At 71.2% G+C, this 15,725-nt stretch carries 13 protein-coding genes; 10 read left to right on the top strand and 3 right to left on the bottom strand.

Translation table 11 applies throughout. The annotated features are described in order from the left end of the window. Nucleotides 1–89 precede the first annotated feature (89 nt). Nucleotides 90–710, top strand: coding sequence for a TetR/AcrR family transcriptional regulator (locus G569_RS52820; RefSeq protein WP_037500295.1), 621 nt, complete (start codon nucleotides 90–92; stop codon nucleotides 708–710). 46 nt (nucleotides 711–756) lie between these two features. Here G569_RS52820 and G569_RS59290 read toward each other — a convergent pair whose 3' ends face one another. From G569_RS59290 to G569_RS66130, 3 genes are all read right to left on the bottom strand, one after another. Beyond that, nucleotides 757–2,574 (bottom strand): methyl-accepting chemotaxis protein, encoded by a 1,818-nt coding sequence (locus tag G569_RS59290; protein ID WP_169542280.1) that lies wholly within the window; start codon nucleotides 2,572–2,574, stop codon nucleotides 757–759. A 76-nt stretch (nucleotides 2,575–2,650) separates the two neighbouring features. Next, complete coding sequence (locus G569_RS59295) at nucleotides 2,651–4,462, bottom strand: methyl-accepting chemotaxis protein (RefSeq protein ID WP_053227188.1); 1,812 nt, start codon at nucleotides 4,460–4,462, stop codon at nucleotides 2,651–2,653. Between the two features lie 36 nt (nucleotides 4,463–4,498). Further along, nucleotides 4,499–4,621, bottom strand: a complete 123-nt coding sequence (locus tag G569_RS66130; RefSeq protein WP_306765256.1) for a hypothetical protein — start codon at nucleotides 4,619–4,621, stop codon at nucleotides 4,499–4,501. A 33-nt stretch (nucleotides 4,622–4,654) separates the two neighbouring features. Between G569_RS66130 and tig the strand changes: the two genes are divergently transcribed. From tig to G569_RS52860, 9 genes are all read left to right on the top strand, one after another. Then, nucleotides 4,655–5,980 carry a trigger factor gene (gene tig, locus G569_RS52835; RefSeq protein WP_053227189.1) on the top strand — a complete coding sequence of 442 codons (1,326 nt, stop codon included), beginning with the start codon at nucleotides 4,655–4,657 and terminating at the stop codon, nucleotides 5,978–5,980. 140 nt (nucleotides 5,981–6,120) lie between these two features. Beyond that, complete coding sequence (clpP, locus tag G569_RS0130270) at nucleotides 6,121–6,705, top strand: ATP-dependent Clp endopeptidase proteolytic subunit ClpP (protein ID WP_028066192.1); 585 nt, start codon at nucleotides 6,121–6,123, stop codon at nucleotides 6,703–6,705. Nucleotides 6,706–6,712: 7 nt separating this feature from the next. Then, nucleotides 6,713–7,984 carry an ATP-dependent Clp protease ATP-binding subunit ClpX gene (clpX, locus tag G569_RS0130275; protein ID WP_028066193.1) on the top strand — a complete coding sequence of 424 codons (1,272 nt, stop codon included), beginning with the start codon at nucleotides 6,713–6,715 and terminating at the stop codon, nucleotides 7,982–7,984. Nucleotides 7,985–8,023: 39 nt separating this feature from the next. Then, entirely contained in the window at nucleotides 8,024–8,698 is a 675-nt protein-coding gene (locus G569_RS52840) for a TVP38/TMEM64 family protein (protein WP_037500299.1), read from the top strand. Nucleotides 8,699–8,734: 36 nt separating this feature from the next. Further along, entirely contained in the window at nucleotides 8,735–10,303 is a 1,569-nt protein-coding gene (locus G569_RS59300; RefSeq protein WP_084285798.1) for a choice-of-anchor A family protein, read from the top strand. A 131-nt stretch (nucleotides 10,304–10,434) separates the two neighbouring features. Next, nucleotides 10,435–11,091, top strand: a complete 657-nt coding sequence (locus G569_RS52850; protein WP_053227191.1) for a L,D-transpeptidase — start codon at nucleotides 10,435–10,437, stop codon at nucleotides 11,089–11,091. 12 nt (nucleotides 11,092–11,103) lie between these two features. Continuing rightward, on the top strand, nucleotides 11,104–13,701 hold the full coding sequence (locus tag G569_RS0130295) for a valine--tRNA ligase (protein ID WP_028066194.1): 2,598 nt from the start codon (nucleotides 11,104–11,106) through the stop codon (nucleotides 13,699–13,701). Further along, entirely contained in the window at nucleotides 13,698–14,975 is a 1,278-nt protein-coding gene (locus G569_RS52855) for a bifunctional folylpolyglutamate synthase/dihydrofolate synthase (RefSeq protein WP_157592427.1), read from the top strand. Before G569_RS0130295 ends, G569_RS52855 begins: the two co-directional genes overlap by 4 nt. Before the next feature lie 153 nt (nucleotides 14,976–15,128). Then, nucleotides 15,129–15,722 (top strand): zinc ribbon domain-containing protein, encoded by a 594-nt coding sequence (locus tag G569_RS52860; RefSeq protein WP_064750486.1) that lies wholly within the window; start codon nucleotides 15,129–15,131, stop codon nucleotides 15,720–15,722. Nucleotides 15,723–15,725 lie beyond the last annotated feature (3 nt).

Consider the following 15,725-nt stretch of genomic DNA (forward strand, 5'->3'; position numbering starts at 1 on the left):
CCGCCGCACGCTACGGACCGGTTCGGACGGCTCCGTGATCATGAGAGAGAACCTCGCACGGTTGCTTGACCGGATATAGGATCGCTGCGATGGAGGAGGTCAACGTCCGCCCCCTGCGGGCCGACGCCGCTCGCAACCGAGCGCGCGTCCTGGACGCCGCGCGTACGGCGTTCGCCGAGGCGGGTCTCGACGTCGGCGTGGAGGAGATCGCGCGGCGCGCGGGGGTCGGCAAGGGCACGCTGTACCGCCGCTTCCCGACCAAGGAAGCGCTGGTACGCGCCATCTTCGAGGACATCCTCGATGAGATCGACCGGATCGTCGGCGCGGCCGAGTCCGAACCGGACCCGTGGAGGGCGTTCGAGGGCTACCTGTCCTCGACGGCCCGGCTGCAGGCCTCCAACCAGGGCTTCTACGACGTCGTCGCCGCGCGCCTCGGCGCGAGCGCGCTGACCGACGAGCAACGCCGGCGCGTGATGGCCACGACGGCCCGCGTCCTGCGGCGCGCGCAGGACGCGAACGTCGTCCGCGCCGACCTCGTCGCCGAGGACGTGCAGCTGATGCTGCGCATGGTCGGGGCGACCACCCGCCCGGCGATGGACGGCAGCCCGATGGACGACCACTGGCCGCGCTATCTCGGGCTGCTGCTGGACGCGCTGCGCCCGGGCTCGGCGACACCGTTGCCGGCCGAGCCCTGGCTACTGAAGAGATAGAGGCAGGGCAGCCCTCCGCCCCACCCCGATCATCCGACCTCGAGGCTCAGCCGACAGTGACCTTGAAGCGCCGCACGAGCGCGTCGAGCTGCTCGGCGGTCTGCGCCAGATCCCCGGCGCTGGCGGCGATCTCCTGCGTCGAGGCGGAGGTCTCCTGGGTCGACGCGGACACCTGCTCGGCGGAGGCGGAGGACTCCTCGGCGACGGCTGCGACCTCGGCGATGTCCTGCTCCGCCCGGCCGGTCCCGTCCGAGATCTGCTGGACCGAGAACGCGATCTGCTCGACCCGCGAGTGCATGTCCTCGACGGCCTGACCGATCGACTCGAACGCCTCGCGCGTCAGCGCGACGCTCTCGACGCTCTCCTCGGTCTCGCGCGCTGAGCGCTGGACCGACTTAACGACCTCGCCGGTCTCGGCCTGCATCTCGCCGATCAGCGACGCGATCTGGCCCGCCGCGCTCTGGGAGTCCTCGGCGAGCTTGCGGACCTCCTCGGCGACGACGGCGAAGCCCTTGCCCTGCTCGCCGGCGCGGGCGGCCTCGATCGCGGCGTTGAGCGCCAGGAGGTTGGTCTGCTCGGCGATGCCCGTGATCGTGTCGACGATGCCGCCGATGCGGTCGGACTTCTCCGACAGCGCCTGGATGCCGACGTCGACGGACGCGGCGGACTCGGAGAGCGTGCGGATCGCCTCGGCGGCGCGCCCGGCGGCGGCGACGCCGTCGCGGGCGATGCCGCGCGTGTGCTCGGCCGCGGCCGCGGTCTCGCGCGCGTCGTCGGCGGAGACGCCCGCGGCGCGAGCGGCCTCCTGGATCGCCTCGCGGGTGGACTCGACCATGCGCACCTGGCGCTCGGCGCCCTGGGCGACGTCGCTGACGGCCGACGCGATCTCGCCGACCGCGCGACCCGCCTCGTTGGAGGTCGACGCCATCTGCTCCGAAGCGGCGCTGACGGTTCCGGCGCCGGTCGAGACGTCGGCGACCATCGTGCGGACGTCGGTCGCGAGCCGCTGCAGGCCGTTGCCGAGGAGGTCGCGATCGCCGCGCGGCCGCACCTCGACGGTGAAGTCGCCGCCGGCCATGCGCTCGGCGGCGTCGGCCATCTCGCGCAGGTACTCGGTCATGCGGCCGAACGCCCGGCCGGTCTCGGCGAGCTCGTCCGTGCCGCGCACGGTGACGTCCTGATCGACGTCACCGACGGCGATCCCGTCGGCCGCCGCCCGCATCTGCTGGGCGCGGCGCGAGAGGTCGCGCGAGATCCAGAACGCGATCCCGCCGCCGAGCACCAGCGCCGCCAGCGCCAGCAGGAAGCTGAACAGACGCGAGCTCTTGAACTGGTCGGTGGCCGCGGTCGCGTCGGCGTGCGTGATCGATTGGTTGAGCTTGCGCCAGTTGGCCATCTCGTCGCGCACGTCGCCCATCAGGTCCTTCGCGCCGTTGGCGACGGAGGCGGCCTCGGCGAGGTTGCCGGCACGCGCCAGGTCGGGGACCTGCGCGGTCGCGTCCGTGTACTTCTTCCAGGTCGCCTGGAACTTGTCGTACTGGGCCTTGTCGGCTGGGTCGCTGATGTAGCGCGGGTACTCCTTCAGCGCGCGGTCGATCGCGTCGCTCGCGTTCGTGAGCGTCTCGGCGCGCGCGTCGAGCAGCGCCTTGGTGTTGGAGAGGGCGAACCCGAGCTGGGCCGCACGGAACTGCTCCGTCGCCTGGGCGACCTCGCCCAGCAGCCCGAGCGATGGCGCGTCGGTGAAGGCGAGCGTCCTGCTTCGCTCGTCGATCTTCGTCATCCCCGAGACGGCGAGGAGCGACGAGATCACGAGGAGGGCGAGCACTGCGCCAAAGCCGGCGAAGAGCTTCGTACGGATGGACATGGTCATTGCCGGTACATCGACATTCGTCCGACCGCGCTCAACGAAATACCCCGTCAGGGGGATCAAGTTGGCGCGTTCAGAGACGAACGCGGAAGCGCCGCACGAGCGCGTCCAGTGCTTCGGCGGTGCGCGCGAGGTCGGCGACCGACGCGGCGATCTCCTGCGTCGAGGCGGAGGTCTCCTGGATCGAGGCGGAGACCTGCTCGGCCGACGCCGAGGACTCCTCGGCGACCGCCGCGACCTCGGCGACGTCGCCCTCGGCCCGCGCGGAGCCGGCGGCGATCTGCTCGACCGCGGCGGCGATCTCGGCGATCCGCGCGCCCACGCCCTCGACCGCGCCGTCGATGCGCACGAACGCGTCGCGGGTCTGCTCGACCGTGGCGACGCCCTCGGTCGTGCGCGCCGAGCCCTCGGCGACGACGCCGACGACCCGCGCGGTCTGCGCCTGCATCTCGCCGATCAGGGCGGAGATCTCCGAGGCCGCGCGGCCGGACTCCTCGGCCAGCTTGCGCACCTCCTCGGCGACGACGGCGAAGCCCTTGCCCTGCTCTCCGGCCCGCGCGGCCTCGATGGCGGCGTTCAAGGCGAGCAGGTTGGTCTGTTCCGCGAGCCCGGTGATCGTGGTGACGATCCCGCCGATGCGCTCCGAGCGGGCGTTGAGGTCCTCGATCGCGGCGCCGACCTCCGCCGATGCGGCCGCGACCTCGCGGATCGCCTCCGTCGCGGCGGCCGCGGCGGTCACGCCCTCGCGGGCGACGATGCGTGCGTCGTCGGCGGCGGCGGCGGTCTCGACCGCGGCGGAGGCGCTCGCGGCCGCGGCGGTGTTGGCCTCGAGCACCGCGGTGCGGGTGGACTCCACCATGCGCACCTGGCGCTCGGCGCCGTGGGCGACGTCGGTGACGGCGTTGGCGATCTCCCCGACCGCGCGACCCGCCTCCTCGGAGGAGGCCGCGACCTGCTGCGAGCCCGCCGAGACGCTCCCCGCGCTGCGCGAGACCTCGCCGATCAGCACACCCATCTGGTCGCACATCTCCGTGTAGGCGCCGACGCCGCGCTCGGCCTTGGAGCGCATCGCGTTGAACGTCTGCGCGAGCCGCCCGAGCTCGTCGGTGGCACGGACGTCGATCGCGGTCGTCCGCAGCTCGGCGGTGTGCGTGAAGTCGCCGCGCGCGGCGGCCTCGAGGCCGTCGGTGAGCGCCGAGAGGTCCTGCTCGTCGAGGCTGCGCAGGCGGCTCATCAGCCCGCGCACGGGCACGACGACGCTGCGGGTGATGACGAAGGCGAACGCGCAGGCGATCAGCGCCGACAGCGCGAAGACGATCGTCAGCAGCCGCGAACGGGCGGACTCGTCGTCCTCGACGCGCTCGGCGGTCGCCTGGGTCTTATGCTCGATCGCGGTCTGCAGCGTGCTCATCGTCGTGAACAGCTGCTCCATCTCCGGCGAGACCTCGCGGGTGTAGATGTCGCGCGCTCCGGACCGGTCCCCGGCGCGCGACCGCGCGATGGCGGCGTCGAGCCGCTGGTGCCAGGCGTGCTCCTCTGTGGTGAAGGCGTGCGCGTCGACGAGCGTGGAGAGCTCATCGGTCTCGCGCTGGGCGACGGCGGCGGTGCGGTTGATCTCGGCCGCGATCCGGTCCTGCTCGCCCACGTCGCCGTCGTAGACGTAGATGTGCTCGGTCGCGAGCCGGCCGGTCGCCTGCACCTGCTGGCCGATCTGGCCTGCGAGCGAGACGGCGCGGACGTCGCGCGAGGCGAGCCCACGGACCTCCTGCTTGAAGGAGCCGAAGGCCTCGAAGGCCAGCAGCGTGACGAGGGCGAGCGCGACGAGCTGCAGCCCGAAGGCGGCGGCCAGACGGACGGCGAGGGGAAGGCTGGCGAACCGCGACATATGTGTCCCGGTTCGTCGGATCCGCAGAGGGGATCCTTACCGCCGGGCTTTCATCTTTCTCATCAACGCGCCCGAGATCAGGACCGCCCAATCGGCGATCCCGGAGGCGAGGTGACCGAGGGGCCCGGTGACGAACCAGGCGGCGAAACGCTCCAGCATGTGCGCGCCTTTGTATCGTTCTCCGCCGCTCTCATGGCAAACGACATCAGCACCACCACCACCGAGCTCCCCGAATCACGCGTACGCGTGGAGGCCGAGGTCGGCTCCGGCGAAGTCGAGCGCCGCATGACCCAGGCCGCGAGGCAGCTGGCGCGCAACATCCGCGTCCCGGGCTTCCGCGCCGGTAAGGCGCCGCCCCCCGTCGTCATCAAGCGCGTCGGCCGCGAGGCGGTGCTGGACGAGGCTGTCCGCGAGTCGCTCGGCAGCTGGTACCGCGCCGCGATCGACGACGCGCACGTCGTCCCGGTCGGCGAGCCCGAGATCGACATGAGCGAGCTGCCCAAGGAGGGCGAGCCGCTGAAGTTCTCGATCGAGATCGGCGTGCGCCCGAAGGCGACGCTCGGCGACTACAAGGGCCTCGAGGTCGGCAAGCGCGAGGCGGACGTCTCCGACGAGGCGGTGGCCGAAGAGGTCGACCGCCTGCGCGAGCGTGCCGCCAAGCTCGAGCCGGTCGAGCGCCAGGCGCAGCGCGGCGACTTCGTCGTCATGGACTTCAAGGGCACCCGCGACGGCGTGCCGTTCGCGGGCGGCGAGGGTCGCGACCAGATGATCGAGCTCGGCTCCGGCCGGCTCGTCCCCGGGTTCGAGGCCCAGCTCGAAGGCACGGTCGCCGGGGAGGACCTCACGGTCACCGTGACGTTCCCCGACGACTACGGCTCCGAGGAGCTCGCGGGCGAGGTGGCGGAGTTCGCCGTCACCGTGCGCGAGGTCAAGGCCAAGCAACTGCCCGAGCTCAATGACGAGCTGGCCGAGGAGGCCGGCTTCGACACGCTCGACGAGCTGCGCGAGGACATCCGTTCCCGGATGGCCGAGTCCGAGGCGAACCGGATCGAGGGCGAGTTCCGCGAGGCGGCGCTGGACGCCGCGGTCGAGGCCGCCACGATCGACGTGCCGGACGCGCTGATCGAGGCGCGGGCGCGCGAGCTGTGGGACTCGATGCTCCACCAGCTCTCGCACCAGGGCATCGATCGCGAGACCTACCTGCGCATCTCCGGTCGCTCCGAGGAGGAGACGATCGAGACCGCCAAGCCGGACGCCGAGCAGGCCCTCAAGCGCGAGGCCGTGCTGGCCGCCGTGGCCGAGGCCGAGTCGCTCGAGCCGAGCGAGGAGGAGATGCTCGAGGCGGTCGCCGAAGCCTCACCCCCGGGCGACAAGACGTCGCCGAAGAAGCTGCTGGAGCGCCTGCGCTCCAACGGACGCCTCGACAGCCTCAAGGACGACCTGTCGCAGCGCAAGGCCCTGGATCTGCTCACGGAGTCGGCGAAGCCGGTTCCGCTCTCCGAGCAGCCGGAATCCTGACTCACCATCAATTAACAACCTGGTCGAACGACCCGGGTCTGACGGGCCCGACCCGTTGCTAGTCTTCGCCCGAGTGGTGCGGCGCGGGCCGTCAGCCATCTGAAGGATTCGAGCGTTCGAAGCGAAACGAAGCGAGGACCGTGAGCCCACTCGTACCGATGGTTGTCGAGCAGACCTCCCGTGGGGAGCGTGCGTTCGACATCTACAGCCGCCTCTTGAACGAGCGCATCATCTTCCTCGGCACGCCCGTGGATGATCAGATCGCGAACCTGATCGTCGCCCAGCTCCTGCACCTGGAGTCCGAGGATCCGGACAAGGACATCTCGCTGTACATCAACTCGCCCGGCGGGTCGGTGTACGCGGGCCTGGCGATCTACGACACGATGAACTTCATCAAGCCGGACGTGCAGACGATCTGCGTCGGCATCGCCATGTCGATGGGGGCGCTGCTCCTGGCCGGCGGCGCGAAGGGCAAGCGGATGGCGCTGCCCAACGCGAAGATCCTGATCCACCAGGTGTCCTCGGGATTCCAGGGTCAGGCCACGGACATCGAGATCCATGCCCGTGAGGTCATCGATCTGCGCCGCAAGCTCGACGAGATCATCGCCCACCACAGCGGGAAAGACGTCGAGAAGGTCCGGTCAGATACCGAACGGGACTACTTCATGTCGTCCGATGAAGCCAAGGAGTACGGCATCATCGATCGGGTGATCCACGAGCACTGAGCTGGTCATGGCACGCCCGACGGATTCCAACGAGCAACTCCTCTGTTCCTTCTGCGGGAAGTCGCAGCGGCAGGTCAAGAAGCTGATCGCCGGCCCGGGCGTGTACATCTGCGACGAGTGCATCGACCTCTGCAACGAGATCATCGATGAGGAACTCACCGCTCCGCCGACCTTCGACATCGACAACCTGCCGAAGCCGAAGGAGATCTACGGCGTCCTCAACGAGTACGTCGTGGGTCAGGAGCAGGCGAAGCGCACGCTCTCCGTAGCGGTCTACAACCACTACAAGCGCGTGCAGATGATGCAGTCCGACGACTCGGACATCGAGCTGCAGAAGTCCAACATCCTGCTGCTCGGGCCGACCGGCTGCGGCAAGACGCTGCTCGCCCAGACCCTGGCGAGGATCTTGAACGTCCCGTTCGCGATCGCCGACGCGACCGCGCTCACCGAGGCCGGTTACGTCGGCGAGGACGTCGAGAACATCCTCCTGAAGCTGATCCAGGCCGCGGACTACGACGTCAAGAAGGCCGAGACCGGGATCATCTACATCGACGAGGTCGACAAGATCGCCCGCAAGGCCGACAACCCGTCGATCACGCGCGACGTGTCGGGCGAGGGCGTCCAGCAGGCGCTCCTGAAGATCCTGGAGGGGACGACCGCGTCGGTGCCCCCGCAGGGCGGGCGCAAGCACCCGCACCAGGAGTTCCTGACGATCGACACGACGAACATCCTGTTCATCTGCGGCGGGGCGTTCGCCAACCTCGACAAGGTCATCGAGCGCCGGATCGGCCACAAGGGTGTGGGCTTCGGCGCCAACATCGAGTCCAAGGCCGAGCGCGACCTGGGCGAGCTGTTCGAGCGCTGCCTGCCCGAGGACCTGATGCAGTACGGGCTGATCCCGGAGTTCATCGGGCGCCTGCCGGTCTCCTCGGCCGTGCATCAGCTGTCGCGCGAGGACCTGATCACGATCCTCACCGAGCCGCGCAACGCGATCGTCAAGCAGTTCCAGCGCTTCTTCGCGTTCGACTCGATCGAGCTCGTGTTCAGCGCCGACGCGTTGAAGGCCGTCGCCGACCGCGCGCTCGAGCGCGAGACCGGCGCCCGCGGCCTGCGCTCGATCATCGAGGAGATCCTGCTCGAGGTGCAGTTCGAGCTGCCGTCGCGGCGGGACGTCAAGAAGTGCGTGGTGACCAAGGAGACCGTCGAGCGCGGCGTGAAGCCGACGCTGGTCACCGAGGCGCCCGAAGAGGCCGCGTCGCCGGCCGCGAAATCAGCCTGACGAGGTAACCCGCACGCAGGTGCGGGTTCTTTGTCGGTGATGCTCGCCGATCCGACCCGTCGCCGTGCGCTCGTTCGCGTGGGCGCCGCCGTGCTCGCGCTGGCGGTGCTGGTGACGGCGCTGGCGGTGACCGTGGGCGTTCCGACACCCGCGGAGATCGCCGCGTGGGCGCGGGCCGCCGGTCCGTCCGCGCCGGTGTTGTTCCTGCTCTTCGGGGCCGTGTCGACGTGCGTGCTCTTCCCCGGAAACGTCGTCGCCACCGCCGCCGGTGTCGTCTTCGGCGTGTTCGGCGGGATCGCGCTGACGCTCGCCGCCGCCACCCTTGGCGCGACGCTTGCCTTCCTGCTCGCCCGCGGTGCCGGCGCGGCGCCGGTCGGCCGGCTGCTCGGTCCGCGCGCGACGTACTGGCGAGGCTGGATCGCCGAGCGCGGCTTCAGCGCCGTCCTTACCGCTCGGCTGCTCCCCGGGACGCCGGCCGGCGTCCTCAACTACGCCGCCGGCCTGACCGCGATGCCGGTGCGCGCGTTCGCGGCCGCGGTCGCGATCGGCGCCCTTCCCAAGACGGTCGCCTACGTGGCGCTCGGCGGCGCGCTCAGCGCGCCGCTCTCGACCCGCGGCCTGCTCGCGATCGGCCTGTACGCGGCCACGGCGCTCGCCGGCGCACTGTTGGCGCGCCGGCAGTTGCGCGCCGCGCGCCTCACCCCGCGCGGGTGAACCGGGGTCATCCCGCCGTGCGCGAACGTGCGCGGCATGCGGTGGTGGGCGTTGGCGGCTGCATTGTTGGCGGTAGTGGTGGCGATCAGCGCGCCGCGCGAGGTCGCGGCGCAGGACGACACCGACGAGGTCGAATGCATGGACCTCCCGCTCGGCGACGTGCCGCAGTGGGACATGGTCGTCAAGGGCGACGTCGTCTGGACCGCGGCGGAGAACGAGGGACGCGCGGTCGTCGGGCGCGACATGTCGGTCTCCAGCTTCGGAGTCGGGACGCGCCTGCCGACCGACCGGACGCGCCTCGACCTCGCGGTGGGCCGCGACCTCGACTTCGTCAACAGCGGGCTCAACAACGGGCGCGCGACCTACGGCCGGACGCTCAGCGGGCCGCAGGACACCACCTACTTCGCGCAGGCCGCGTTGCCGTTCGACGTCGGCGCGTTGTTCGACGGGCTCGCGGTCCGCTCGAACTTCTGGGCGACCGAGGTGACGGCGAACGGCACCGTGGGCGCGCACACCGACGGGTCTCCGGGGCTGCAGTTCACCGGCACCGACCCGAAACTCAACGTCTTCACGCTCACGACCCAGGTCCTCGCTCAGGCGAACTCGATCTACATCAAGGTCCCGGTGGGCTCGACGACGTTGGTCAACGTCCTCGGCAACAGCTATGCCAACGCCGGCATGTACGAGATCCGCTACTTCGACGCGGCCAGCGGGCAGTTCGTGCAGCTCAACGATCCCGAGACGCGGCCGGGGCTCGAGGAGCTACGGCGCGGCACGTTGTGGAACTTCCCGGGCGCAGACACGATCTCGCTCCCGCCGTACATGTCCTGGCAGGGCAGCGTGCTGGCGCCGGGCGCGACCGTGACGATCAGTGGCGGCAACGTCAACGGCTCGCTCGCGGTGGGGCAGATCTCCGGCAACACCGGTGAGACCCACACGCACCCGCCGGACCTGTGCCTGCCGGACCCGACGCCGTGCCCGCCGGTGCCGCCGGACCCGACGCCGACGCCGACCTCCACGCCGACCGCCGCTCCGCCCACGCCAACGCCGAACCCGACCGTGTCGCCGTCGCCGACGCCCGTGCCGACCCGCACGCCGCTGCCGACGGTGGCGCCGATCGTCTCGCCCACGCCGACCCCGGACGAGCGTCAGCCGAGTCAGCCGCTGGATCCGGGGGACACGCCGGGCACGGTCGTGGGCCCGGACGCCGACGTGCGCGTGTGCAAGAAGGTGATGACCCCGGCCGGCCGGGCCGTCGAGCGCGTGACGCGACGCGCCGGCTCGACCGTCCGCTTCCGCATCCGCATCACCAACCTCGGCACCGACCCGGCGCACGATGTGGTCGTCTGCGACGTGCTCCCGAAGGAGCTGACGTTCGTCCGCGCGACGGTGCCGATCGTCTATCGCCGCGGCCGCCCGTGCGCCGTCGTCCCCGTCTTCAGCGGCCAGCGCGAGGGCTTCGTGACGATGCGGATCGCGCGCACCGCGAGAGGGGTGATCACGAACGTCGCGGCGGTGACGAGCCGCGACGGCGGCACCCGGCACAACGCAGCCAGCATCCGCGTCCTCCCCGCACAGGCATCCGGCGGCGGAGTGACGGGATAGAGGTGCGCGCGAGCGCCGTAGCTCTCCTCCTCACGGTGCTCGCGCCCCTCGCCTCGGCGCCGCCGGCGACGGCGAGCACCGGGTGCGCCGACTGCGTCTGGCCTGGCCAGACCATTTCGGCTCACCCGGCGATGCGGCGCGCGCCCGCGCCGCGTGTCGCCGCCGCGCCCACCCGCGCGAGCGCGTGGATCGCGCGGCTCGTCGCGCGGACCCCCGCGTGGGACTCACCCCGCGCCACGGGCACGCCGCACATGCTCGAGCCGCTCGGCCGCTGGACCGGCGGGCCGGTCGGGCTGCTCGTCCTCGAGGCACGCGACGACGGCTGGCTGCGCGTGCTGCTCCCCACCCGCCCGAACGGCGCGTCGCGGTGGGTCAAGGCCGACCGCGTGCGGCTCGTCAGAACCCGCTGGCGCGTCGAGGTCCACCTCTCCGAACGCACCGTCACGCTCCTGCGCGACGGCAAGACACGCGCACGCCTCAAGGCCGTCATCGGCGCCCCCGCGACGCCCACGCCAAAGGGACGCTTCGCGATCTACGAGACGGCGCGCCAACCCGACGCGGCCGGCTTCCTCGGCCCGTTCGCCCTGCACCTGACCGGGCACAGCGACGTCCTGGACGACTATGGCGGCGGGCCGGGACGGCTCGCGATCCACGGGCGCGGGGGTTCGAGTCTCGCCGATCCACTCGGCTCCGCGCGCTCGCACGGCTGCATCCGCATCGACAACGCCGCGGTCCGGCGGCTGGCCCGGGTGCTAGCCCCCGGGGTGCCGGTCGTCGTCTCGTCCTAGACTCACCGCCCGATGGGCCTCGAGGACCGCACACGCTATGACCCGGACGAGAGCGAAGCGCGCGTGTTCGCGCGCTGGCTGGAGTCCGGGCGCTTCCACCCGGAACCCGCGGGCACCGCGGCCGACAACTACTCGATCGCGATCCCGCCGCCGAACGTCACCGGCGCGCTGCACATGGGCCATGCGCTCAATGGATCGATCCAGGACACGCTGATCCGCTTCGCCCGCATGCGCGGGAAGCGCACGAAGTGGATCCTGGGCACCGACCACGCGGGCATCGCCACGCAGACGCAGGTCGAGCGGCTGCTCAAGAGCGAAGGCACGAGCCGCGAGGAGATCGGGCGCGAGGCGTTCATCGAGCGGGTGTGGCGCTGGCGCGAGCAGTACGGCAACACGATCATCGACCAGTACCAGCGCCTCGGCGCGAGCTGCGACTACGAGGACGAGCGCTTCACGCTCGACGACCGGTACGTCCGCGCGGTGCTGAAGGTCTTCGTGGCGTTGTACGAGAAGGGCCTGATCTACCGCGACAACTACATGGTCAACTGGGACCCGGGCAGCCGCTCGGCGATCTCGGATCTCGAGGTCGAGGACCGCGAGACGACCGACACGCTCTACTACGTCGACTACCCGCTGGCGTCCGGCCACGGGTCGGTCACGGTCGCGACGGTCCGCCCGGAGACGATGCTCGGTGACACCGCGATCGCCGTGCACCCCGACGACGACCGCTATACGCGGCTGGTGGGGGAGACCGCGATCCTGCCGATCGTCGGGCGCCGCCTGCAGATCATCGCCGACGAGTACGTCAAGCCCGAGTTCGGCACCGGCGCGCTGAAGATCACACCGGGGCATGACCCGAACGACTTCGAGATCGGCCGCAAGCACCGCCTCGACGAGCTGACGGTGATCGGTGAGGACGGCCGCATGACGGCCGACGCCGGCCGGTTCGAGGGGATGACCGCGCTCGAGGCGCGCGAGGCCGTCGTGGCCGCGCTGCGTGAGGAGGGCCGGATCAACCGCACCGAGCCCTACACGCACGAGGTGCCGTACTCGCAGCGCTCGGGCGAGCGGATCGAGCCGCTGATCTCGCTGCAGTGGTTCATGAAGATGGACGAGCTGGCGGGGCCGGCGATCGCCGCGGTCGAGGACGGCCGCGTGCGCATCCACCCCGAGGGCCAGCGCCGCCGCTACCTCGAGTGGCTCAACAACATCCGCCCGTGGTGCATCTCCCGCCAGCTGTGGTGGGGGCATCAGATCCCCGTGTACTACCGCGGCGAAGAGACGTACGTGGGCATCGACCCGCCCGAAGGCCCCGGCTGGGAGCGCGATCCCGATGTGCTCGACACGTGGTTCAGCAGCGGGCTCTGGCCCTTCGCCACGCTCGGCTGGCCGGACCAGACCGACGAGCTGAAGGCGTTCTATCCCACGGACGTCCTCCTCACCGCGCGCGACATCCTCTTCCTCTGGGTCGCCCGCATGGTCTTCCTGGGCCTGGAGTTCGCCGGGGACATCCCGTTCGACGACGTCTACGTGCACTCCGTCATCCAGGCGCCTGACGGCCGCCGGATGTCGAAGTCGCTCGGCACCGGGATCGACCCGCTGATGCTGATCGACGGCGGCCCGCGCCCGCCCGTGTTCACCGAGGGCGGCGACTTCCCGGCCTACGGCGCCGACGCCGTCCGCTACGGCCTGCTCGCGATGTCCTCCACGCAGGACGTGCGCTTCAACGAGGGCACGATCGCCGAGGGCCGGCAGCTGGCCAACAAGCTCTTCAACGCGTCGCGGCTCGTGCTGCTGCGCGTGCCGGAGGGCGTCACCGTGCCGGCTGAGGCGCCGGCGCCGAAGACCGTCGAGGACACGTGGATCCTCTCGCGCCTGCAGGCCGCCGAGCGGGAGTTCTCGGACGCGATCGCCGCGTTCGAGTTCCACCGCGCGAGCCGCGTGCTGTACCGCTTCATCTACGGCGAGCTGTGCGACTGGTACCTCGAGATGCTCAAGCCGCGCCTGTACGAGGACGACAACGCCGCGACGGCCGAGTTCGCCCTGTTCGTGCTGGCCGAGACGCTCGAGATGGCGCACCCGGTGATCCCGTTCGTGACCGAGGAGATCTGGTCGCTGATGCCGGGCGCCGGCGACCTGCTGATGGGCCACCGCTGGCCCGAGCCCGATGAGACGCTGCGCGATCTCGAGGTCGAGGCGGAGGTCGCGCGGGCGATCGAGGCCACGAACGCGCTGCGCACGTGGCGCGACGGCGTCCGCGCCGCGCCCGGCGCACGCGTGCCGGCCCGGCTCGACGCGCCCGGCTACGAGCGGGTCATCGAGCACGTCGCGCGGCTCGCGCGCTTCGAGTTCTCCGCCAACGGCGACGAGCCGGTGGCGACCGTCGGCGTCCCCGGCGGCGTCGTGGCCGTGATGCCGTCCGACGCGGTCGACATGGAGGCCGAGCGCAAGCGCGCGGCCGAGCGCGTCGAGCGCATCAAGGCCGACATCGCCCGGATCGAGAAGAAGCTGTCCAACCAGGGCTTCGTCTCCAAGGCGCCCGAGCAGGTCGTCCAAGGCGAGCGCGACAAGCTCGCCAAGCTGCAGAAGGAGCTCGAAGAGCTTTCGTGACTACGTGGGACCTCGCCCGCGCTGAGGAGCACCTCCTCTCCCTTGAACTGTTCGGCATGCGCTTCGGCCTGGAGCGCATGCGCCGGCTGCTCACCGTGCTCGGCTCGCCGCAGGAGCGCTTCCGCGCGGTGCACGTCGTCGGCACCAACGGCAAGTCCTCGACGGTCCGCTTCACCGCGGCGCTGCTCGAGGCGCACGGCGTGCGGACCGGGTCCTACCTCTCGCCGCACCTGACCTCCTACGCGGAGCGGATCCGCGTCGGCGACTCCGACATCTCGGGGCGCGACTTCGCCGCCGCGATCCAGCGCACCGCCGCGGCCGCCGCGAAGGTCAACCGCACCTCCGACGAGCCGGTCACCCAGTTCGAGCTGCTGACCGCCGCCGCGTTCTCCGAGCTCGCCCGGCGCGAGGTCGAGGTCGCGGTCGTCGAAGCGGGCCTGGGCGGGCGCTGGGACGCGACCAACGTCCTCGGCGCCGAAGTGGTCGTCCTGACGAACGTGGGGTTGGAGCACACCCGCTGGCTCGGGCCGACGATCCGCGACATCGCGGGCGAGAAGCTCGCGGTCGTGCGCGAAGGCGCCACGCTCGTGCTCGGCGACGACGACCCCGAGGTGGCCGAGCTGGCGGCGGCGACCGGCGCGAAGATCGTCCGCCCGGCCCCGGCCGGCGCCACCGCGCGGCCGGCCACCGCGCCGCCGCAGGCCGCCGCGTCACCGCGCGCGGTTGCGCCGCCGTCCGCCGCCGACGCGCTGCCCGGCTACCAGCGCGGCAACTTCGCGGTCGCCTCCGCGGCCGCGTCCGCGCTGCTCGGCGCGCCGCTCGACCCGGCCCGCGTCGCCGAGGTCGCCGCCCGCATCAGCGTTCCCGGGCGCCTGCAGGTCGTCGGTCGCAACCCGCTGACGATCTACGACGGCGCGCACAACGCGCCCGGGATCGCCGCGCTCGCCGGCTCCGTCCCCGAGGGCACCGTCGCGGTGCTGTCCATCCTGGATGACAAGGACGCGGCCGCGATGCTGCGCGCGCTGCTGCCGCGCCTGAGCGCCGCCGTCTTCACCCGCGCGCCGAACCCGCGCGCGCTGCCGCCCTCCACGTTGGCCGACCTCGCGAGCAAGGTCGGGACCGTCGAATCCGAGATCGAGCCCGACCCGCGGCGTGCCGTGGCGCGCGCACGCGAACTTGCAGGTGAGAACGGAACGGTCCTCGCGACAGGATCCATCTACCTGGTTGCCGAATTGCTCAGTGCACCCGGCCAACGAAGGGCGAGCGCTCTGTGAACGAACGGGGCCCAAGCGTCTTCGCGATGATTGCTCTCGTCGCGTTTGTGGTAGCTCTCGTCATCCTTGTCTTTTTCGGCATCGGATATGCGTTTGGACGGGCGTTCCTGTAAAGGCCTTCGCCGCCCCGCCTACTAGGCTTTGACATCACACATGGACACGCTTGCGATCTTCGGGATCAAGAACAACGCGCTGAACACCGGCGTCAGCGTTGCCCTGCTGGTCCTCGGCGTGCTCTACCTGGCGCTGATCTTCTGGACCTTCGCCGACGCGCGTCGCCGCATCGATGACCCGCTGCTGGTCGTCTGCGCCACGCTCGCGTCCTTCTTCCCCTTCGTCGGGACGATCGTCTATCTGATCGTCCGCCCGCCCGAGTACCTCGACGACGTGCGCCTGCGCGAGCTCGAGATGACCGCCGCCGAGGCGCGCCTCGCGAGCCTGGACTACTCGCTGTGCCCGCACTGCGACTACGAGGTCCAGTCGGACTACTTGCGCTGCCCGAGCTGCATGCGCAAGCTCAAGGAGCGCTGCTACTCGTGCTCGAAGCCGATCGACCCCGCGTGGCGCATCTGCCCGTTCTGCGAGGCCGAGACGAGCGCACCCACCCCGTCGAGCACGCGTCGCCGCCGGCGCCAGACGACGGATCAGTCGACGGTCGCCGCCGAAGCGGCCAAGCCGTCCGAGCTCGCCGAGGCCGAGGTCGAGCCGGCCGCCACGGGCGAGACGTCGCGCCGCAGACGACGCTGACAC

It is taken from the genome of Solirubrobacter soli DSM 22325, from assembly GCF_000423665.1.
In the GTDB taxonomy this organism is placed as follows: domain Bacteria; phylum Actinomycetota; class Thermoleophilia; order Solirubrobacterales; family Solirubrobacteraceae; genus Solirubrobacter; species Solirubrobacter soli.